At 69.6% G+C, this 18,737-nt stretch carries 19 protein-coding genes; 9 read left to right on the forward strand and 10 right to left on the reverse strand.

The features are described from left to right. Positions 1-189: 189 nt before the first annotated feature. Positions 190-654, forward strand: a complete 465-nt coding sequence (locus tag ACXJJ3_RS12700; RefSeq protein ID WP_458170204.1) for an SDR family oxidoreductase — start codon at positions 190-192, stop codon at positions 652-654. Then, positions 597-911, forward strand: a complete 315-nt coding sequence (locus tag ACXJJ3_RS12705; protein WP_458170205.1) for a hypothetical protein — start codon at positions 597-599, stop codon at positions 909-911. The genes ACXJJ3_RS12700 and ACXJJ3_RS12705 overlap by 58 nt, the downstream gene beginning before the upstream one ends. Here the strand turns inward: ACXJJ3_RS12705 and ACXJJ3_RS12710 are convergent. The 3 genes from ACXJJ3_RS12710 to ACXJJ3_RS12720 are packed head-to-tail and all read right to left on the reverse strand — an operon-like array spanning position 897 to position 5,031. Further along, positions 897-1,376, reverse strand: a complete 480-nt coding sequence (locus ACXJJ3_RS12710) for a DinB family protein (RefSeq protein ID WP_458170206.1) — start codon at positions 1,374-1,376, stop codon at positions 897-899. The genes ACXJJ3_RS12705 and ACXJJ3_RS12710 overlap by 15 nt on opposite strands. Next, on the reverse strand, positions 1,376-1,900 hold the full coding sequence (locus tag ACXJJ3_RS12715) for an isochorismatase family protein (protein WP_458170207.1): 525 nt from the start codon (positions 1,898-1,900) through the stop codon (positions 1,376-1,378). Before ACXJJ3_RS12715 ends, ACXJJ3_RS12710 begins: the two co-directional genes overlap by 1 nt. After that, positions 1,897-5,031: a DUF2961 domain-containing protein gene (locus ACXJJ3_RS12720; protein ID WP_458170208.1), complete on the reverse strand. Its 3,135-nt coding sequence runs from the start codon at positions 5,029-5,031 to the stop codon at positions 1,897-1,899. The genes ACXJJ3_RS12715 and ACXJJ3_RS12720 overlap by 4 nt, the downstream gene beginning before the upstream one ends. Before the next feature lie 120 nt (positions 5,032-5,151). On the opposite strand from ACXJJ3_RS12720, the gene gndA reads away from it, so the two are divergent. Next, on the forward strand, positions 5,152-6,591 hold the full coding sequence (gndA, locus tag ACXJJ3_RS12725) for an NADP-dependent phosphogluconate dehydrogenase (RefSeq protein WP_458170209.1): 1,440 nt from the start codon (positions 5,152-5,154) through the stop codon (positions 6,589-6,591). Here gndA and ACXJJ3_RS12730 read toward each other — a convergent pair. After that, entirely contained in the window at positions 6,549-7,919 is a 1,371-nt protein-coding gene (locus ACXJJ3_RS12730; RefSeq protein ID WP_458170210.1) for an MFS transporter, read from the reverse strand. The genes gndA and ACXJJ3_RS12730 overlap by 43 nt on opposite strands. 72 nt (positions 7,920-7,991) lie before the next feature. On the opposite strand from ACXJJ3_RS12730, the gene ACXJJ3_RS12735 reads away from it, so the two are divergent. The 5 genes from ACXJJ3_RS12735 to ACXJJ3_RS12755 all read left to right on the forward strand — a co-directional run bounded on the left by ACXJJ3_RS12735 (position 7,992) and on the right by ACXJJ3_RS12755 (position 11,262). After that, positions 7,992-8,609 (forward strand): TetR family transcriptional regulator, encoded by a 618-nt coding sequence (locus tag ACXJJ3_RS12735; protein WP_458170211.1) that lies wholly within the window; start codon positions 7,992-7,994, stop codon positions 8,607-8,609. Between the two features lie 39 nt (positions 8,610-8,648). After that, positions 8,649-9,071, forward strand: coding sequence for a DUF6319 family protein (locus ACXJJ3_RS12740; protein WP_458170212.1), 423 nt, complete (start codon positions 8,649-8,651; stop codon positions 9,069-9,071). Positions 9,072-9,331: 260 nt separating this feature from the next. Beyond that, positions 9,332-9,868: a DUF6817 domain-containing protein gene (locus tag ACXJJ3_RS12745; protein ID WP_458170213.1), complete on the forward strand. Its 537-nt coding sequence runs from the start codon at positions 9,332-9,334 to the stop codon at positions 9,866-9,868. Positions 9,869-9,878: 10 nt separating this feature from the next. Next, entirely contained in the window at positions 9,879-10,808 is a 930-nt protein-coding gene (locus tag ACXJJ3_RS12750; RefSeq protein ID WP_458170214.1) for an alpha/beta fold hydrolase, read from the forward strand. Positions 10,809-10,854: 46 nt separating this feature from the next. Beyond that, positions 10,855-11,262, forward strand: a complete 408-nt coding sequence (locus ACXJJ3_RS12755; RefSeq protein WP_458170215.1) for a hypothetical protein — start codon at positions 10,855-10,857, stop codon at positions 11,260-11,262. On the opposite strand, the gene ACXJJ3_RS12760 is transcribed toward ACXJJ3_RS12755, so the two are convergent. Genes ACXJJ3_RS12760 through ACXJJ3_RS12770 form a run of 3 tightly spaced genes read right to left on the reverse strand, consistent with a single transcriptional unit; the run spans position 11,252 to position 14,421 of the window. Beyond that, positions 11,252-11,959 carry a PIG-L deacetylase family protein gene (locus ACXJJ3_RS12760; RefSeq protein WP_458170216.1) on the reverse strand — a complete coding sequence of 236 codons (708 nt, stop codon included), beginning with the start codon at positions 11,957-11,959 and terminating at the stop codon, positions 11,252-11,254. The two genes, ACXJJ3_RS12755 and ACXJJ3_RS12760, sit on opposite strands and share 11 nt — an antisense overlap. A gap of 9 nt (positions 11,960-11,968) precedes the next feature. Continuing rightward, entirely contained in the window at positions 11,969-13,270 is a 1,302-nt protein-coding gene (locus ACXJJ3_RS12765; RefSeq protein ID WP_458170217.1) for a D-arabinono-1,4-lactone oxidase, read from the reverse strand. After that, positions 13,267-14,421: an amino acid deaminase/aldolase gene (locus tag ACXJJ3_RS12770; protein WP_458170218.1), complete on the reverse strand. Its 1,155-nt coding sequence runs from the start codon at positions 14,419-14,421 to the stop codon at positions 13,267-13,269. Before ACXJJ3_RS12770 ends, ACXJJ3_RS12765 begins: the two co-directional genes overlap by 4 nt. 127 nt (positions 14,422-14,548) lie before the next feature. On the opposite strand from ACXJJ3_RS12770, the gene ACXJJ3_RS12775 reads away from it, so the two are divergent. Further along, a complete protein-coding gene (locus tag ACXJJ3_RS12775) occupies positions 14,549-15,523 on the forward strand; it encodes an alpha/beta fold hydrolase (protein ID WP_458170219.1) in 975 nt (324 codons plus the stop codon). Here the strand turns inward: ACXJJ3_RS12775 and ACXJJ3_RS12780 are convergent. From ACXJJ3_RS12780 to dapC, 3 genes are all read right to left on the reverse strand, one after another. Continuing rightward, positions 15,513-16,226: a hypothetical protein gene (locus ACXJJ3_RS12780; protein ID WP_458170220.1), complete on the reverse strand. Its 714-nt coding sequence runs from the start codon at positions 16,224-16,226 to the stop codon at positions 15,513-15,515. The genes ACXJJ3_RS12775 and ACXJJ3_RS12780 overlap by 11 nt on opposite strands. Positions 16,227-16,269: 43 nt before the next feature. Next, positions 16,270-17,511, reverse strand: a complete 1,242-nt coding sequence (locus ACXJJ3_RS12785) for a M15 family metallopeptidase (RefSeq protein ID WP_458170221.1) — start codon at positions 17,509-17,511, stop codon at positions 16,270-16,272. Between the two features lie 80 nt (positions 17,512-17,591). Further along, entirely contained in the window at positions 17,592-18,692 is a 1,101-nt protein-coding gene (gene dapC, locus ACXJJ3_RS12790) for a succinyldiaminopimelate transaminase (protein WP_458171885.1), read from the reverse strand. Between the last annotated feature and the right edge of the window lie 45 nt (positions 18,693-18,737).

Here is an 18,737-nt window from a genome sequence, read left to right on the forward strand (position 1 = left end):
CCCCACCGCTTCCCTCCAACCTCTCCCCCAGCGCAGTCGGTATGGAGCGTCACCAGATGCGGACAACGCGTAGTGAACTAGACCGAAGCGGGACATGAACACGATCGATGGCCAATCGACATTTCGCCGTAATGTACGGACAAAAGATTCCTGCTATTGCGGGTCCGGCTTTTGTGCCAGGGTTGAGCAATGACGTTCCTGATTACGGGCGCGACCGGAAACGCCGGCGGCGCGGTACTGCAATCGCTGGCGGCACAGGGCATCCCGGCGCGGGCGTTGGTCCGGACCACGACCGAACTGCCGGCCGGGATCGAGCCGGTCACCGGCGACCTCAATCGGCCGGAAACCTTCATCGATGCATTAGCCGGAAGCACCGGGATTTTCCTGCTCAGCGGTTACGAACGGCTCGCCGAATTACTCGCGAACGCGGTCCGGGCCGGGGTCCGGAAGGTCGTCGTACTGTCCAGCAGTTCGCTCGACGGCGAGCCGGCGAACGCGGTCGCCGGGTATCACCACGCCACCGAGGAAGCGGTCCGGGCCGCGGAATTGGATTGGACCTTTCTGCGGCCGAATTCGTTCATGTCGAACACGCTGCGGTGGCGCGACCAACCCACGACTCCGAGGTACTGCGGCTCACCGGGCCGGTCGCGCTGACACCGGTCGAGCAGGTCGCGGTCCTCGCGGAGGCGCTCGGCCGGCCGCTGACGGCGTACCCGATGAGCCGCGCGGAGACCCATGCGGAGCTGCAGGCCACGATGCCCGCACCGTACGCCGACGCGATCGAGTCGTTCTTCGGCGACGGCACGATCGACGAGACCTCGGTGAATACGACCGTTGCCGATGTCACCGGCCACCCGGCACGCACCCTGCAGAGCTGGGCGACGGAGAACCGCGCGCTATTCGGCCAGTAGCTGTTCGCGGAGGATGTCGGCGTGGCCGCGGTGCTGGGCGAACTCGCGGAGGACCTGCAGGTATACCCAGCGGAGCGTCCGTGGGCCTCTCGGGTGCCCGGTCACGACCGTGTCCAGGGGCAGGTCGGCGACGATCTCCCGTGCGGTGGCGCACGCCTGCTGGTGGGCGGCCGTCAGCGACGCGATCGTCTCGTCGTCGGCCAGCCGGAACGAGTCGTCCGGGTTCTGCCCCATCCCGAGCTCCCGGCGGGATTTGCCGGCCACGCCCTCCTCGAACCACACCCGCTGCATCCACGTGAGGTGCTTGAGCAGCCCGAGCAGCGTCGTCGCCGACGGGACGAGCCGGCGGCGGACCTGTTCCTCGCTCAGCCCGTCGAGCGTGGCCTCGATCGCACTGCGGTGCTCCTCGAGGAACGCCTCCAGCTGCGTCCGTTCGTCGTCCAGCAGTACGTCGAACGAGCCCATCAAACCCCCAGCGCTTCCAGGTATTCCGCCGAGCTACAGGTACTGCCCAGCCGGGGGAAAGCGTAGCTGACCGCGAACGCGTGGGCGTCGCCGTCCAGCCCGGTCATCGCGTCGGTGAGGAAGAACGTCTCGTACCCGAGATCGGACGCCGCGCGCCCGGTCGACTCGACGCCGAGGTTCGTCGCGATCCCGGCCAGTACGACGTTCGCGACGCCGCGGGACTGGAGCTCGGCGTCCAGCGACGTCCGGCCGAACGCGCCGATCGTTCGCTTCACGATCTCCAGGTCCCCCGGCTGCGACTCGGCCCCGGGCGCGAACCCGCTGCCGTCGGGCTGGACGTCGACACCCGGGCGCTCCACCCGGACGTTCACCACCAGCCCGCCGGCCTTCCGGGTCGCCGCGGCCAGTGCCACGGATCGCTCCAGTACGTCGGCGCCGCTCAACGGCGCGGTCGGCAACGCGACGATCCGTGACATCAGGTCGATCAGGACGAGCGCGGTACGGCGTCCTTCAAAAGGGTTCACGTGCCGAGCTTAAGATCGAGCACGTCGAGGCCCGCGAGGTAGCCGATTGCTGCCGCGTTCTTGCCGGTAACGGTCACGCTGAACTGGTGCGTACCGGCGGTCAGCTGAACGGTGCCCAGGTCAACGGTCTGGGTCCCGACCCCCGACGCCTGGTAGCCGTCGAACGGCACCGCCGTACCGCCGTCCACCTGGACGTCGAGGGTCCCGTAGTCGGCGGCCTTCGTGAGCACGGTGGACAGCTGGTACGACCCGGTCGTCGGGACCGAGAACGCGAACACCGCCTTGTCGCCGGCCTTCGCACCGTGGATCCACGCCTGCGCCCCACCGGACCAGCTGACCCCGCAGCAGTTTCCCTGCGGATCGACGGCAACGGTGGACGACACCGGCGGCAGCATCCCCTCCCCTTCGACCCGCAGCGTCCGCCCGCTCGTCCCCGTCACGGCCGCCGACCTACTCCCCACATTCCCGGCCAGATCGACAGCCGCCACGCGATAGCTCCAGCTCTCCCCCAGCCCGAGGCCGCGGTGCAGGAACCCGGGTAGCGGCGTCGTCCCCAAAAGCTTTTCGGTCCCACCCGCCTTCGTCCCGTACACGCTGTAGTACGCGACCCCACTCTCGTCAGCCACGTCCGACCAGGTCACGTTGATCGCGTTGTCGGGCCGGCCGGTGGCGGCGAGCCCGGTGACAGCGCCCGGCGCCCGGCGGTCGGCGTACGGCCTGGTGAGGGACTGGACGACGTACGACGACGCCGTCCACGCCGGGCCGGTCGGCCGGAGCTCGACGTCCAGGCGGTTGCGGCCCGCCGTGAGTGCTGCCGGGAGCTGGTAGTTGTCGTCGAGCCAGCGTTGGTGAGTGTTGCCGAGAGGTTGCAGCCAAGTGCCCGCATCCTTGCCGTTGACAACCACCTGCGCCGATTGCCCAGGACTGTTCTGGTCGCTGGTGCGGCGGAGGGTAACACCCTTGTTGGCAGGGTCGATTGCTAGCTGGAAGCGGACTGGTTGCGTGGTGGAGCGGACCTGGCCGGTCAGCGTGATGTCGTCGTGATCGCCTTCGTAGACTGACGTCAGGTCGGCCTGCGTGGCGTTGTCGGTGTACGCGTGCTGCTGACGGCTCGTGGCGCTGCCGACGTCGACGCGGTCGGTCTCGCGGGCGCCGAAACCGGCCGCCTTGTAGAGGAACGCGGTCGACCCGTAGATCGCGGGATGGTCGTCCTGCTGCCCGTGTTCGATGCCGAAGTCGAGCTGGTTCTCGAACGCGACCGAGTCGGTGATGTGCAGCCGCCAGGCGCCGTCGCACTCGTTCGTGCAGGACCCGGCGCGGACCTCGTGTGCGGAGTTGCCGTGGAACGGGGTCGAGTAGGTGCCGGCGTTGAAGTACCAGCCGGACTCGTAGTAGTCCTCGGTGCCGGTGCCGTGGATGGCCGGCGTCCGCTCGCCGTCGGCGTACACCCGCTCGTCGCCCTCGAGGTACCCGCGCGTGTTGCCGTCGGCAAGCAGTCCTTCCATGGTCTGCGAGACGCCGACGAACTTGCCGCGGCCGGCGACGTCCGCGAACGTCCAGTCGCTGCCCTGGGTGGTCTCGCCGCGCTTCGAGATCGCGGTGAAGTACCCGATCTTCCCGGTCGCCAGGTCAGCCGCCTTGCTGCCGTCGCGGGCGGCCGTCACCTCGGCCTGCCCCTTCAGCGGGTACGCCGTCGGGTTGACGAGCGTCACGGTCGCGCGGCCGACGTACGGCATCGGCCACCAGGACGAGTACCAGCCGTCGGGGTCCATCGCGAAGAACAGCGAGTGCACCGGGTTCTCGCCGAGGCCGGAGCCGAAGAACTCGCCGAGCGGGGCGTCGACACGCTTCTGCCCGTCGATCGTCACCTGGACGCGGACACCGGCGAGCAACGTGTCGGACGGCTTCACCCGGGCCGCGTCGGCGTCGGTCGCGGCGTACGTCATCGCGTGCTCGCCGCTCCAGTTCTGCTTGCTGATCGAGTAGTTGTGGGCCTGCTCGTCGGCGACGTGGTTCGGGCCGACGTCCAGCTTGTCGCCGGAGTCCACCCAGTACGCGAACTCGTTGAAGTCCAGGTCCGACGACACGAACTGGTTGGTGATCGTGATCTGCGACTTGCCCGCGGTCAGCGACGCCGGCAGGTCCACGGACTGGTCGTACCATTGCGCGCCCTGCGCCTTCAGCGGCGCCCATTCGCCGGCCGGGGCGCCGTCGACGAGGATCTTCGCGCGCTGGTTGCCGATCCGCAGGTCCATCCGCCGGGTCAGTTTCACGCCGGTGTTCGCCGGGTCGATCTTCATCGTGAACGTACTGCCGCCGAGGAACGCGCGGCCGTCGTCCGCCAGGCTCTTCAGGTCCAGCCCGACGATGTCCGGCAGCTTCAGCCGGAGCGCGCTCAGCTCACCGGGGCCATACGTGTCCGCCAGCGTGACTTGCTTGCCCGGGGCAAGGTTCAGCGGCGTGGACGTCGTCCGCGCGCCGGGCTGGGCCGGCTTCGGGTCCTTCGTCCCGGCCGCGTTCAGCAGCTTGAGGACATCCTCGGCCTTGTCGGTCGGGTCGAACGTCGAGATGCCGTTCGCGTCCGGGAACTTGCGGTAGTCGACGTGGTAGAAGAGCGGGTTGTTCTGGGTGGTGATCCGCATCGAGGACCGGTACGGCATCGGCACCCGGATGTACACGCCGCCGCTGGACTGCACGCCGTTCGCGACCAGCGGGTAGCTGAACGGGGCGCCGAGCTTGCCGTCGACGATGTCCTGCAGCGAGCCGTGCAGTACCTGCTTGCCGTCCAGCTCGACGGTGATCGTGCCGGTCTTGGTCACGTTGCCGTCGTCGCGGGTGAACCAGATCGACGCAACCTCGCCGGCGCCGCTCGCCTCGGCGATCACGCAACCCGCGTCCGTCGTCCGCAGACACGAGTACGTGCCGTCGAAGCCGTCGTTGTTGGTGCCGTCGCGGCCGAAGCTCGAGAACTGTTTGGTACGGACGCCGGTCTGGAGTTCGGGTAACCGGTCCAGGTTCCGGTACACCTGCCAGCCGACCGGACCGTTGTCGTTTCCCGGTGGAGCTGCCGATGCGGTGGTGGGTAAGGCGAGCAGTGCGCAGGCTGTGAGGGCGATGGCACGACGGAGCATGGGCGGGTTCCTTCGTGGTGGGAAATCGATTTCTGAGATGTTTACCACCGATGTTTCCCGATGAGAAGGCCTCAGGCAGACTGGACCCCGCACACAACTTCAGACTCTGCAGGAGATTCGATGAGTTCTGCTAAAGCCCAGATCGGCGTCACCGGCCTTGCGGTGATGGGCCGCAACCTGGCCCGGAACCTCGCGCGCAACGGGTTCCGCGTCGCCCTGCACAACCGGTCCCAGGCGCGCACCGACTCGCTGGTCGCGGAGTTCGGCTCCGAGGGCGAGTTCGTCCCGTCCACCGACCTGGCGGGCTTCGTCGAGTCGCTGGAGCCGCCGCGCCGGGTGATCGTGATGGTCAAGGCCGGCGCCCCGACCGACGCGGTGATCGACGAACTGGTCCCGCTGCTCGACGAGGGCGACATCGTCGTCGACGCCGGCAACGCGCACTTCCTGGACACCCGGCGCCGCGAGGCCGCGCTGAAGGAAAAGGGCCTGCACTTCGTCGGCTCCGGCGTCTCCGGCGGCGAGGAGGGCGCGCTGAACGGCCCGAGCATCATGCCCGGCGGCTCCCCCGAGTCGTACGCCGCACTCGAGCCGATGCTGACCAAGATCTCCGCGCACGTGAACGGCGAGCCGTGCTGCGTGCACGTCGGCCCGGACGGCGCCGGCCACTTCGTGAAGATGCTGCACAACGGCATCGAGTACGCCGACATGCAGCTGATCGCGGAGGCGTACGACCTGCTCCGGCACGTACTCGGGCTGTCCCCGGCCGAGCTCGCGGACGTGTTCCGGGAGTGGAACACCGGCGACCTCGAGTCGTTCCTGATCGAGATCACCGCCGAGGTGCTCAGCCAGACCGACCCGACCACGGGCGGCCCGTTCGTGGACGTCGTCCTCGACCAGGCCGAGCAGAAGGGCACCGGCCGCTGGACGGTCCAGTCCGCGCTCGACCTCGGCATCCCGGTCAGCGGCATGGCCGAGGCCGTCTTCGCGCGCTCGCTGTCCGGCGACGTCGTACGGCGGGAAGCGGCCGCCGGCGTCCTGCCCGGTCCGGGCGAGGTGAAGGCGGACGTCGACCGGGAGCAGTTCATCGAGGACGTGCGGCACGCGCTGTACTCGTCGAAGCTGGTCGCGTACGCGCAGGGCTTCGACGCGATCCGGGCCGCCAGCGAGGAGTACGGCTGGGACATCGACCTCGGCGCGATGGCGACGATCTGGCGCGGCGGCTGCATCATCCGGGCCCGCTTCCTGGACCGCATCAAGGAGGCGTACGACCGGAACCCGGAGCTGCCGTCGCTGCTCGTCGACGACTACTTCCGGGACGCGGTCGCCGGCGGCCAGGAGGCCTGGCGCCGGGTGGTCGCGACCGCGGCCACGGTCGGCGTACCGGCACCTGGCTTCTCGGCCGCCCTGTCGTACTACGACGGCCTCCGCGCGGAGCGGCTGCCTGCCGCGCTGATCCAGGGGCTGCGTGACCTGTTCGGCGCGCACACGTACAAGCGCGTGGACCGCGAGGGGAGCTATCACCTGGAGTGGTCGGGCGACCGTTCCGAGAGCACCCAGTAGACGGCGACCGCAGCCACACACAGGAAGCCCGCAGCACCGCGGCTGGCCACGGTGAACCCGTGTCCGGCCGCGACGGTGCTCAGCAACGCAGTACCGAGTGATGCGCCGACCTGTTGCGACGTCATCACCATGGCGCCGGCGACCGCACTGTCGGGGCCGGCGCCGAGGGTGGCGGTGCTGTTGGCAGTCACCAGCACCCATCCGGCACCCAGGCCGACCAGCAGGAACACCGGCATTACATGCAGCCAGTAGCTGCTGTCCGGTTGCAATAACCCGAGCAACGCAAGTCCTGCGGCGATGGTCAACAGCCCCGGGCAGATGAGCGTTCTTACGTTGGCTTTCGCGAGTAGCCGGCTCACGGCGCGTACGCCGACCATCAGGCCGACTGTCAGCGGCAGGAAGCTCAGACCTGCGCGGATCGGCGAGTAATGGCGGACGGTCTGCAGGTAGAACGTCAGGAAGAACAATGCAGCGAACATGCCGATGGCCAGGCTAAACACGGCCAGATACGAGCCGCCGCGCTTACGGTCTCTCAGAACCCTCAGCGGCAGCAGCGGGTTGCGTACACGAGCCTGCACGGCCAGGAACGCTGCCAGCAGCGCTACACCGACACCGAGGGATGCATAAGTCAGCGGTGCACCCCAGCCGTCCGACTCTGCTCGGGCGAAGCCGAACATGACCGCCATCAGCCCTGCCGTCGCCAGCAACGCCCCTAGTACGTCCACGCGCACTCCGGCGGTGCGTTCAGCCGGTTGGACGGCGTACACGATGCCTGCCGCGGCCAGGGCGGCGATGGGGACGTTCACGTACATGGACCAGCGCCAGTCGAGGTACTGCGTCAGTACGCCGCCGGCCAGCACGCCCAGGCCCGAGGCGCTGCCCATCACCGCGCCGTAGATCCCGAACGCCTTGCCACGCTCGGCCGGCAACGGGAACGACGCCGCGAGCGTGGCCAGCACGGCCGGCGTCAGCAAGGCCCCGAAGACACCCTGCATCGCCCGCCCGGCCAGCAGCATGGATCCGCTCGTCGCAGCCCCGCCGAGCGCGGAGGCAGCCGCAAAACCGGTCAGCCCGATCAGGAGCGCCCGCCGCCGCCCGATCAGGTCGCTCAACCGTCCGCCGAGCAGCAGAAACCCGCCGTACCCGAGCGCGAACAACGTGATCACCCACTGCCGCGCCGGATCCGACATCCCCAGGTCCTGCTGCATCGACGGCAGCGCGATGTTCACGATCGTCAGATCGATCCCCACCATCAACTGCGCCGCCGCCACCGCCCCCAACGCCCACCACCGCCGCACGTCCAGCTGCGGTCCAGCCTCAGTCTGCATGTCCTCATCCTTAAGTGAACAGCTGTAGTGCTACGACTGTAGGGCAACATCCGTTGCAATACAATCGGCCGCATGGATGGCGCGAGTACGCGAAGCCGGAACCGGCGCGGGCAGGGCGAGCTGCTGCGGCGGGAGATCATCGACGCGGCGTTGCGGATGCTGAACGAGCTCGGTGACGACGAGGCGCTGTCGTTGCGTGCGGTCGCCCGCGAGGTCGGGATCGCGGCGACGTCGGTCTACATCCACTTCGCGGACCGCGACGAACTGGTGTTCGCGGCACTCGAGCAATGCACCGGCGACCTCCTGCGCGACCTGGAGGCAGCCGAGGCGTCCGGCGGCGACAATCCCGTACGGCGGCTACGCGCGCGGCTACTGTTCCTCGGCAGCTGGACGCGCGACTACGCCGGCCTCTACAAGGTGCTGCACGAGAGCACACTGAACCGCCGCAGGAACCTGATCTTCAAGGAGGAGCTGTCGGTCCGCGCGATCGCCGCGGTGCAGGCGTGCATGGACGCCGGGCTCGCACCGGCGGGTGACGCGGCGGCGGTCGCGCTCGATCTGCGCGCGGCGGTGCACGGCGCGGTCTCGATCCGGATCAACGAGCCGGAGGCGTCGCTGCCACCGCTCGAGGACCAGATCGATCGCTTCCTCGGCAAGCTGGTTGGCGTCTCGATCGAACATATGTTCTAATAACGGTCCAGCGCCAGTCAGAAGGAGATCGCCGCAACGATGACTGTAGACACCTTCGCAGTAGAAGCACCCGCAGACCTGGTCGACACTCCCGACGTTGTCGAGACTCCTGTCGAGACTCCTGCCGAGACCGCCGAGGTCGTCGAGCCGCCGAAGCCGAAGAAGGCTCCGGCGAAGAAGGCGGCCGGCAAGAAGGCCAAGACCATCGAGCTCACGCTGACCGTCACCGGCACGGCCGACGGCGAGTGGCACGCCGAGCTCAAGCAGGGCACGACGTACCTGGCCCGCGACCTGGCCGTCGCCGCGGCCGCGGTGTCGCGCGCGGCCAAGGAGCTGCACGAGGACCTGTCGACCCCGATCGACGAGGTGATCGAGGAGGCCCGCTCACAGCAGGCCGCCAAGGTCGCCGCGCTCGAGGCCGAGCTGGAGGCCGCCCGCAAGGCGCTCGCCGACCTCGATTGACGGGAGGCCCGATCCCGGCGCAGTCTTCCCGTGGTGGTCAACTTCCCTGATGACCACGGGCAGGGCCCGTCCGCAACTGTGTGAGGTGGTTGCGGGCGGGTCCTGGACACCCCAGCCTCTTGCCCTGAGCAACAACCGGGGAACGGGGCATGAACACGGTGTGACCGGAACGGCACGCCGAAGTGGTGGGCACGGGGCGGGGCCAGGCCTTACCGTGGGTGATCTGCGGGTTTGGCCGCTCCGGGGTGAGAAGGGGTCAGATGAGCACTCTCCAGGACCTGGGTTCGCTGCTGATGGTGCGCGGCGCGGACGAGCTCGACCATGCGGGCGGCACGCTGTACGTGCACCTGCACCGGGTGGCCAAGCGGCTCGGTTCGCTCGGCGCCTCCGACACGCTGGTGCTGGCCGCGCTGGCGCACGCGGCGTACGGAACCGACGGCTATCCGACGCATCTGTTCGACTGGCAGACCGAGCGTCCGGTACTGGAGTCGGTGATCGGCGCCGACGCCGAGGCGATCGTCTACCGGTACGGCGCGTGCGACCGGGAGACGACCTGGCGGGACCTGGCCGAGCACCGCACGGTCACCGACCGTTTCACCGGCACGTCGGAGGAGCTCGACGCCGCGGACCTGCGGGACTTCGTCGACCTGACGATCGTGAACGAGCTCGACGTCCTGGATCACGACGCCGAGCGGGCCGAGCAGCTGGGCCCGTTCCTCCAGGAGCTGTTGCCGCGCTGGCAGTCGCTCGCCTCCCCGGCGGTCCTCGCCGAGGCCGGACGGATCGTGCACCTGTAACACTGGGGGCGTGAAACGGTTCCTGTGGCGGGGGTTCCTGGGACTTCTCGGGCTCTGGCTGATCGTCACCCTCGCGTCGTTCGGCTACAACTTCGCCACCAACGGAACGGCCGCACCACCACCCGGCCTCAAGTACGTCGAAGCCGGCGGCATCAACACCCGCTACGACACCTGGGGTACGTCGGGCACGCCCGTGGTTCTCGTCCACGGAGCAGCCGAGTCCGTCGACACCTGGTCCCGACTGGTGCCGATCCTCGCGAAGAACCACCGCGTCTACGCGTACGACATCACCGGCTACGGCTACTCCGAGCGCAAGGCGCCGTACACGATCGAGCATCTCGCGGGCCAGCTGCTCGGGTTCCTGGACGCGATGCAGCTCGGTGGGCCGGGCCAGCCGCGGCCGATCCTGGTCGGGCACTCGCTCGGCGCCGGGGTCGCGGCCGAGGCAACGCTGGAGGCGCCGGACCGGGTCGGCGGGATCATGTTCCTGGACGGCGACGGCCTGCCGCTGCCGGGCGGGAAGCCGGGTCCGCCGAGCTGGCTGATCGTCCCGCCGTACCGGACGTCGCTGTTCCGGCTGGTGCTCGACCAGGGCTGGTTGCTGAAGAAGATCTACAACAGCGTGTGCTCCCCCGACTGTCCCCAGATGGACGTCGACGAGTGGACCCGCCCGTTCCGGCAGCCCGGCGCGGAGCAGGCCGTGTGGCAGATGACCGCGAACGGGATCCCCGCGGTCCCACCCGACCGCCTCGCGAAGCTGAAGGAGCTGAAGCTCCCGAAGTCGGTGGTCTTCGGCGCGAAGGACACCAGCGGCGGCAACGCGGCCGAGACCGCGACCCGGATCGGTGCGCCCGCCCCGACGCTGATCCCGAACGCGAACCATCTGACGCCGATCTCGGACCCGGGACCGGTCGCGGCGGCGATCGACGCACTTCGCTGATCGCAGATTCCTGGAATTCCGGTCGCTGCCGACGGATGATCGGGTCATGGCCCGATACGAAGTGGTTGCGCGTGCGAAGCCCGATCGGCGACTCTCCAACGCCGACTACATCGACCTGGCCCTGCACTCCTGGTCACTGGACAAGGGGATGCGGTTCCAGCGGATCGAGGACCTGCCGGACGGCTCGATCGCGATCGTGCTGCAGCGGAAGATGTCGCCGCTCAAGCACGACGCCGCCTGCGCGATGGCGAACCGCAGCCTCGCCCAGCTCGGCATCGCGGCCCGCGACGTCCAGCGGATCGACCTGCACCGGATGAGCCGCAAGGGTGGCCGGGCGCTGGTCCGCTCCTGGTCCGGCCCGAACAACCCGCCCGGTCCGGGCACCGCCGGCGACCGCGAACCGCGGCGGCCGAAGCCGACGCCGCCGCACCTGCGGGAGCACCTCACGGAGTGAAGACCTCGAACCGCGCCGCGTACTTCGTGCCGAGCAGCGTCCCGGCCGGGCGCGAGGCGCCTTCGAGGAACTCCTCCGGATCGAAGGCCTGCGCCAGCCCGTCGAGGTAGGCCTTGTGCGCGTTCAGCGACCGCAGCCCGACCTCGAAGGTCTCGGTCGTGTCCACTCCGTGCCGCGAGTTCGGCGACCCGGCCGCCCAGACCTGCCGTACGCCGTCCCACTTGTCGCCCGCATCCGGGAAGATCCACCGGTTCGCGGCGTCCCGGACCGCGTCGAGCGTCGCCCGCCCGGTGTTGATGTGGTCGGCCTGGTTGAGCGCCGCCGCGCCGTCCCAGGTGTCGCGGAAGTTGTTGGTGATCACGATCTCCGGCTGGTGCCGCCGGATCGCGGCGGTGATCACGCGGCGGAGCGCGACGCCGTACTCGATCGTGCCGTCGGGCTGGCCGAGGAACTCGACCGCCGACACCCCGACGATCCGGGACGACTCGATCTGCTCGGCCTCCCGCAGCGGGCCGCACTCGGCCGGGTCGACGCCGTCGATCCCCGCCTCCCCGGATGTCAGCAGGCTGTACACGACCTGCTTGCCCTGCCCGGTCCAGCGCGCGATCGCGGCCGCCGTACCGAACTCCAGGTCGTCCGGGTGCGCGACGACCGCGAGCGCCTTGTGCCAATCCTCGACAACCGGTTCAAGCTCCATGTCCAGAGGCTAAGCCCCGAAGACCTGCCGGGTGTAGGCGTTCTCGAAGACCCGCTGCGGGTCCAGCCGGTCACGGACCGCGAGGAAGTCGTCGAAGCGCGGGTACCGGGCGCGCAGGTCGGCTGCGGTCAGCGTGTGCAGCTTGCCCCAGTGCGGCCGGCCGCCGTAGTCGGCGACGATTTTCTCGAAGGCCCGGAAGTACGGGTCGTGCGGCAGCCGGTGGTACTGGTGGATGGCGATGTACGCCGTCGCGCGGCCGGACGCGGTGGACAGCCAGATGTCGTCCGGCGCGGCGACCCGGACCTCGATCGGGAACGGGATCCGCTCGCCGGACCCGTCGATCCAGTCCCGCAGCCGGCGCAGTACCTCGACCACATGCTCCCGCGGTACGGCGTACTCCGACTCCCGGAACACCACGTTCCGCTCCGAACAGAACACCTTGTACGACGCGTCGACGTACTCGCGGGCCGACAGCGCGCGGGACGCGAGCTGGTTGATCCGCGGCACCATCGCGGGCCGCCGGACCGCGAGGCGGTTGGTCAGCTCGAACACCTTGTTCGACAGCAGCTCGTCGTCGACCCAGCCGCGGACCCGGCCGACCGGCGCCGCGGCGACGTTCGCGCCGACCCGGTTGTTCCGCTTGGTGAGCGCGATGCCGGTGTGCGGGAACCAGTAGAACTCGAAGTGATCGTTGCCGTCGGCAAATTCGTCGAACCCGTCGAGGACGTCGGCCAGCGGTAGCGGCATCTCCTGCGCGCGGAGCAGGAACGCGGGCACGCACTGCAGGGTCAGCGAGCTGATCACGCCGAGCGCGCCGACCGAGATCCGGGCCGCGGCGAACACGTCCGGGTGTTCCTCGGCCGAGCAGTGCAGCACCGACCCGTCCGCGGTGACCAGGTCGAGCCCGACGATCTGGGTGGCCAGGCCGCCGAGCTTCGCGCCGGTCCCGTGGGTGCCGGTCGAGATCGCGCCGGAGATCGTCTGCTTGTCGATGTCGCCGAGGTTCGCCATCGCCAGGTCGAAGGCGGCGAGGCCCGCGTTCAGCTTCCGCAGGCCGGTGCCGGCGCCGACCGTGACCCGGCCGGACGCCTGGTCCGCGTGCAGGATCGAGGACAGGCCGTCCAGCTGGACCATCACCTCCTGCGGCACCGAGCAGCCGGTGAACGAGTGCCCGGCGCCGACCGCCTTCAGCTTCTTGCCCTGCTCGGCGGCAGTCTTCACCGCGGCCGCGAGCTCGTCGACCGATCCGGGGCGTAGGGCCTCGATGCCGGTCGCCGACTCGGTGCCGGACCAGTTCCGCCAGGTGCTCATCCGAAGTTCTTCCCTTCGCCCCGGTACGTCGTGAGCTCGCGGACGTTCTCGCCGTCGATCGCATGCAGCACGTCGAACCGTTCCAGCATCTCGCCTGCCTTCGCGTAGCGCATCCACACCCGGTCGCCGATCCGCAGCCGGTCCGCTTCCGCGCCCTGCACGGGCGTCTGCACCTCGCCGGCTCCTTCGGTCCCGAGCAGCTTCAGCCCTCGCGGCTCGGTCGGCGCCGGGAGCCGGGACTTCTTGGCCGGACCGGACGCGACGTACCCGCCGCCGAACAGCGTCGCGATCCGCGGGGCGGGCCGGCGTACGACGTCCAAGGCGTACGCCATCGCGTGCTCGGGCTGGAAGATGTCGTACTTGTCGAAGAGGGTCGGGCCGTACAGGCCGGAGCCGGCGGTGACCTCGGTGACGACCGGGTCGGCGCTGCTGATCTCCAGGCTGCCGGTGCCGCCGCTGTTCACGATCCGCAGCGGGGCGACCTGCTTGACCGCGTCGACGACCGCGCCGCGCCGGTCCGCGAGCTCCGCGGCCGAGCGGCGCTTCACCCAGCGGACGGCGGGCGAGGTGTCCGGCAGGCCGGCGATCTGCGCCTCGTAGAACATCACGCCGGTCAGCTCGAACGCGCTGTCGGCGGCCACGGTCCGGGCCAGGGTCGCGACGTCGGTCGCGGTCCGCAGCGGGGACCGCCGGACGCCGAGGTGCTGACCGAAGATCCGCAGCGAGGCGTCGACGTCCAGGCAGACCTGGATCCGGGCGGTCCCGGTCGCGGTCGCTTTGATGAGGCCGAGGTGCTCGGGCGAGTCGATCATCAGCGTGATCCGGGACGCCGCCTCGGGGTCCTCGGAGAGTTCGCGGAGCGCCGACCGGTGCGTGGTCGGGTAGCCGAGCAGGATGTCGTCGACGCCGTTCCGGGCCAGCCAGAGCGCCTCGGGCAGCGCGTAGCTCATCACGCCGTGGAACCCCGGCCGCTCCAGCGCGGCGGCGATCAGCGGACGGCAGCGGACCGACTTCGACGCGACCCGGATCGGCGTCCCGGCGGCCCGGCGTACCAGGTCGTCGGCGTTCCGGCGGAACGCGGCCAGGTCGATCACGGCGTACGGCGCGTCGAGCTGCACGGTCAGACGGGCATACCGGTCGAAGTCACCCATAACCGGAGTGTAGGTCACGAAATACTGAAAGGTAATACATCTTTGAGGTGAACCAGGGATTCTCACGGGCGCGACCCGCGGCCCACCCGGGCGAGGGTGAAGGCGAACCCACTCGGAAAGGTCTCCCATGAACATCAGCCGCCGCACCCTCCTCAAGACCGCCGCCGCGACCACCCCGCTCCTGCTGACCGGTGCAACACCCAGCCTCCCCCCGTTCGGCCCGGTCCGGCAGATCGACGCGGGTGTTCTGAACGTCGGGTACGTCGAGCTCGGCCCGGCGAGCGGCACACCGGTCGTCCTGCTGCACGGGTTCCCGTACGACATCCACAGCTTCGAGGAGGTCGCCCCGCTGCTCGCCCGGCGCGGCTACCGGGTGGTCGTCCCGTACCTGCGCGGCCACGGCAGTACGACGTTCCGCTCGGCGTCGGCACCGCGGAACGTGGACCAGGCCGCGTTCGCGCTGGACGTACTCGCGCTGATGGACGCCCTGCGGATCGAGCGCGCCGTGCTGGCCGGGTACGACTGGGGCTCACGGACGGCGGACATCATCGCGGCGCTCTGGCCGGAACGGGTACGCGCGCTGGTGTCGGTCACCGGGTACCTGATCACGAACCTGGAGGCGAACAAGAAGCCGCTCCCGCCCGCGGCCGAGAACGCCTGGTGGTACCAGTACTACTTCGCCACCGAGCGCGGCGCGCAGGGGCTGCATGAGTACAAGCGGGAGCTCGGCGAGTTCATCTGGAAGTTCAACTCGCCGACCTGGAAGTACAGCGCGGCGACGTACGCGCGGACCGCGGCGGCGTTCGACAACCCGGACTACGAGGCGATCGTGATCGGGAACTACCGCTGGCGGCAGAGCCTGATCCCGGCCGAGCCGGAGTACGCGGCGCTGGAGGCCAAGCTGCAGAAGGCGCCGACGATCGCGGTGCCGACGATCACGATCGACGGCAGGCACGACCCGTTCACCCCGGCGGGGAACGGGTCGTCGTACCGCGAGCACTTCGTCGGACGGTACGAACACCGCACGGTCGACGTCGGGCACAACGTCCCGCAGGAGGCGCCGCGGGAATTCGCCCGGGCGGTCGTGGACGTCAGTCGATGACGGCTTCCAGGGCTGGTACGACGGTGTGCGCCCAGTCGGCCTGTTGCGCCGCCGCGGTGGACGTTGTTGCCAGGAGGGCGACTGTTGCGCCCTTCACGACAGACAGGTCTACGTAGGACTCTGCGCCGGAGTACGAACGGACCGCGGTGGCTGCTGTGGTGGTGGCCCAGAGCTGTTGGATGGAGAGGTCGCCGCCTGAGCCGCAGGCTTGCATGCGGCTTTGGTAGCCCTGGAAGTACGCGCTCGCGTTAGCCGCGTTCTTGAAGCGCAAGAGCAAGGCCGTGGCGGGTAGGGCGTCGTTGGTGCGGTAGCTGCCGGTCAAGGCGTACACCGGGACGGGGAGGGAGCCGTTGACGGGTTGGCCGGAGCAGCCGGACGGTAGGGCTTCGTACGACGCCTGGTGGGCGTCACGGCGGCGCGTCCAGGTCTTGTTGCCGACAAAGCCCGCCTCGGCGCCGCCTGGGTCGGTGTAGGTCGTCCAGCCGGCGCCTAGTTTCTCCGGTGCCGGCAGGTTGCCGGCTGTGAGCGGTCCGGCGCTGGCCGGCGGTGGAGCGGTCGCCTGCTCCGGGAGCTGCGGCGGGACGGCTGCATCCGTCGGCTGATCGGTAGACGCGTAGTGCTGGGGACAGGCACCGTACCGCTGACTGTGCTCGGGATCGCCTGTGACGGAGTCGGCTGCACAGCAACGGGTTGCGAACTGCACGCTGTCAGCACGACCGTGAGCCAGCAGGCAGCTACGAGGGCCTTCACTTCGGCTCGAAGTGCTGGTAGTCGGGCTTGGCCCAGCCGGCGCCCCAGAAGTAGCCCTGGCCGACCAGGGCCTTCGTGGTGACGCTGTTCGCGAACAGCATGCCCGGGCGGACCGCGGCGCGGTTGCGGTACGCCAGCCCGTTCGACGGGTACCAGACGCCGTTCGCGGCCAGGTACGGGTTCTCGACGGTGTTGATGTCGATCGCCCAGCCGTACGAGTGCGGCGACAGCGAGTACGGGTCGCCGGTCACCCGGCGGCAGTTGAACGCCGACGTGTTGTCCGCCGCCATCGCCCGGACGTCGTTGCCGCCGAACACGTCCACCCGGCGCATCTGCCGGATCGGGAACCTCGCCGCGAACGTCGAGGTCCAGACCGTGATCATCTTCGCGACCGCCGCGTCCCGGAGGATCAGCTCGCCGCGGTGCACGCGGCCGTCGAAGCCCCAGTAGTTCAGCTGCAGCAGCCGCAGCGACGACGGCTTCACGGGACAGCCGGCCCGGTACGTGTTCGGCACCATCGCGGCGGAGACGGCGTACACCTTGGGGTTGAGTGCCGCCTTCACCACGATCTTGGCGAGCGGGGAGTACTCCATTGCGGCCTGGTTGACGCCACGGGTGACCACGCGGACGGTGCGGGTGGCCGGCAGGTCGTCGGGGACCCGGAGCCGGAAGTTGCCTTTGGCATCCATTGTCGCGACGTTCAGCAGCTGCCACTTGCCGCCGCCGAGGTACTGCTGGAGCGCGACTTCCTTGCCCGGTTCGGCCGGGACCAGCTTGCCGGTGACGGAGACGCCGGTGAGCGTCGCGTACCAGGCGGCCGGGGTGACGAGGACGATCTTCCGGTCCTGGATCGGCACCGTCCGGTAGTCCGAGATCGCGAGCGCGGTCTCGGCCTTGACGCCGATCATCGTGCGGAACGCCCAGCTGCCGGTGGCCGCCGACACGTAGCTGAAGCGGTACGCGCCGCCGGCCGTGGTGCGGGTGGAGCCGCGCAGCACCCAGGCGCCGGGGACGCGCTGCCAGAGCGTGACGTACGAGCCGGTGATCGGCTTGCTGATCCGGCCGGTGAAGACGGTCGGCCGGTCCTCCCAGGACGGGGCAGGTTGGTCCAGCGTGATCGACCAGTCCGGCGTCGGCGTCGGCGACACCACGGCCGGAGTCGGTGTCAGGGTTGGTGTTGGTGTTGGTGTTGGTGTGACACCTGCCAGCAGTACCGCCACGATCCCGAGCAGCCGCATCCGTCTTCCCTCCCTGGACATCACCTACCTCTGTTAGAGGCGGTCACACCCGCGGGACGTCACACGGAATCGCGAAGTTTCTACTCCTGCAGCCGTTTCACCGCCGCGTCGATGCGCTCGTCGGTCCCGGTCAGCGCGACCCGGATGTGCCGCTCGCCGGCGGTGCCGTAGAACGCGCCCGGCGCGACCAGGATCCCCTTGTCGGCGAGCGCTCCGACGGAGCCGTACGCGTCGTACGACGGGTGCGAGGCCCACAGGTACAGCCCGCCGTTCGACAGCGTGATCTCCCAGCCTGCCTCGGTCAGGGCGTCCCGCAGGACCGCGCGGCGGCGCAGGTACCGGCCGCGCTGCTCCTCCACGTGCGCGTCGTCCGCGAAGGCCGCCGCCATCGCGGCCTGGATCGGGGACGGCACCATCAGCCCGGCGTGCTTGCGGACCGCGAGCAGCTCGGTCACGACGGTCGGGTCGCCCGCGACGAAGCCGCCGCGGTACCCGGCCAGGTTGGAGCGCTTGGACAGCGAGTGCACCGCGAGCAGGTTGTCGAAGCTGCCGCCGGACACGTCCGGGTGCAGCACCGACACCGGCTTCTCGTCCCAGCCGAACTCCGTGTAGCACTCGTCGCTGACCAGGAGTACGTCGTTCGCCCGGGCCCACTCGACCGCGCGCCGCAGGTCCGCCGCCGGGGTGATCTCGCCCGACGGGTTGCGCGGCGAGTTCAGGTACGCGACCCGGACCGGTCCGTCGTACGCCGCCGGGTCCGCGACCGGGACGCTGGTCGCCCTCGCGAGCGCGGCACCAGCCTCATACGTCGGGTAGGCCAGGTCCGGGATCAGCACGGTGTCGCCGGCGCCGATGCCGAGCAGCGTCGGCAGCATCATGATCAGCTCCTTGGTGCCGATCACCGGCAGCACGCCGGCCTTCGGGTCGACACCGATGACGCCGAGCCGCCGCTCCATCCAGTCCACCGCGGCCTGCCGCGCCGCCGACGTACCGATCGTCGTCGGGTACGCCGGGGCGTCCGCCGCGTCGGCCAGCGCCTGCTTCACCAGCTCCGGCACCGGGTCGACCGGACTGCCCACGGACAGGTCGACGATGCCGTCGGGATGCGCGGCCGCCTTCTGCTGATAGGGGGCGAGCTTGTCCCACGGGAAGTCGGGCAGGCGGCTGGAGGTCTCGAAGATCACCCGGCCATTCTCCCCCAAACGCTCGGCGGCTGTGATCCGCTG

The organism is Kribbella sp. WER1, assembly GCF_054189145.1.

Excerpts from the sequence above, each read along its gene's own strand:
- ACXJJ3_RS12770 (WP_458170218.1), bottom strand. The coding sequence starts at position 14,421 with ATGGGTGACTTCGACCGGTATGCCCGTCTGACCGTGCAGCTCGACGCG.
- ACXJJ3_RS12720 (WP_458170208.1), bottom strand. The coding sequence starts at position 5,031 with ATGCTCCGTCGTGCCATCGCCCTCACAGCCTGCGCACTGCTCGCCTTA.
- gndA (WP_458170209.1), top strand. The coding sequence starts at position 5,152 with ATGAGTTCTGCTAAAGCCCAGATCGGCGTCACCGGCCTTGCGGTGATG.
- ACXJJ3_RS12760 (WP_458170216.1), bottom strand. The coding sequence starts at position 11,959 with ATGGAGCTTGAACCGGTTGTCGAGGATTGGCACAAGGCGCTCGCGGTC.
- ACXJJ3_RS12740 (WP_458170212.1), top strand. The coding sequence starts at position 8,649 with ATGACTGTAGACACCTTCGCAGTAGAAGCACCCGCAGACCTGGTCGAC.
- ACXJJ3_RS12735 (WP_458170211.1), top strand. The coding sequence starts at position 7,992 with ATGGATGGCGCGAGTACGCGAAGCCGGAACCGGCGCGGGCAGGGCGAG.
- ACXJJ3_RS12785 (WP_458170221.1), bottom strand. The coding sequence starts at position 17,511 with ATGCGGCTGCTCGGGATCGTGGCGGTACTGCTGGCAGGTGTCACACCA.
- ACXJJ3_RS12710 (WP_458170206.1), bottom strand. The coding sequence starts at position 1,376 with ATGGGCTCGTTCGACGTACTGCTGGACGACGAACGGACGCAGCTGGAG.
- ACXJJ3_RS12775 (WP_458170219.1), top strand. The coding sequence starts at position 14,549 with ATGAACATCAGCCGCCGCACCCTCCTCAAGACCGCCGCCGCGACCACC.
- ACXJJ3_RS12700 (WP_458170204.1), top strand. The coding sequence starts at position 190 with ATGACGTTCCTGATTACGGGCGCGACCGGAAACGCCGGCGGCGCGGTA.
- ACXJJ3_RS12745 (WP_458170213.1), top strand. The coding sequence starts at position 9,332 with ATGAGCACTCTCCAGGACCTGGGTTCGCTGCTGATGGTGCGCGGCGCG.
- ACXJJ3_RS12755 (WP_458170215.1), top strand. The coding sequence starts at position 10,855 with ATGGCCCGATACGAAGTGGTTGCGCGTGCGAAGCCCGATCGGCGACTC.
- ACXJJ3_RS12730 (WP_458170210.1), bottom strand. The coding sequence starts at position 7,919 with ATGCAGACTGAGGCTGGACCGCAGCTGGACGTGCGGCGGTGGTGGGCG.
- ACXJJ3_RS12765 (WP_458170217.1), bottom strand. The coding sequence starts at position 13,270 with ATGAGCACCTGGCGGAACTGGTCCGGCACCGAGTCGGCGACCGGCATC.